Annotated in this window: 1 tRNA gene and 1 rRNA gene; both read right to left on the reverse strand. The window is 54.2% G+C overall.

Going from position 1 to position 216, the window contains the following annotated elements:
• Positions 1-76 (reverse strand) — tRNA-Glu (locus OGV82_RS03865).
• An 85-nt stretch (positions 77-161) separates the two neighbouring features.
• A 16S ribosomal RNA gene (locus OGV82_RS03870) occupies positions 162-216 on the reverse strand; the annotation flags it as partial.

Consider the following 216-nt stretch of genomic DNA (forward strand, 5'->3'; position numbering starts at 1 on the left):
TGGCGTCCCCTAGGGGATTCGAACCCCTGTTACCGCCGTGAAAGGGCGGTGTCCTGGGCCTCTAGACGAAGGGGACACTGAAGTCTCAATCGCAAGACGCCTTGCTTCTTTCTTTTCATCAGACAATCTGTGTGGGCACTGCAAAGGCAGGTTCTTTAAGGTAAGGAGGTGATCCAACCGCAGGTTCCCCTACGGTTACCTTGTTACGACTTCACC

The sequence above is a fragment of the Citrobacter sp. CK191 genome, assembly GCF_030333435.1.
GTDB classification, from domain to species: domain Bacteria; phylum Pseudomonadota; class Gammaproteobacteria; order Enterobacterales; family Enterobacteriaceae; genus Citrobacter_B; species Citrobacter_B koseri.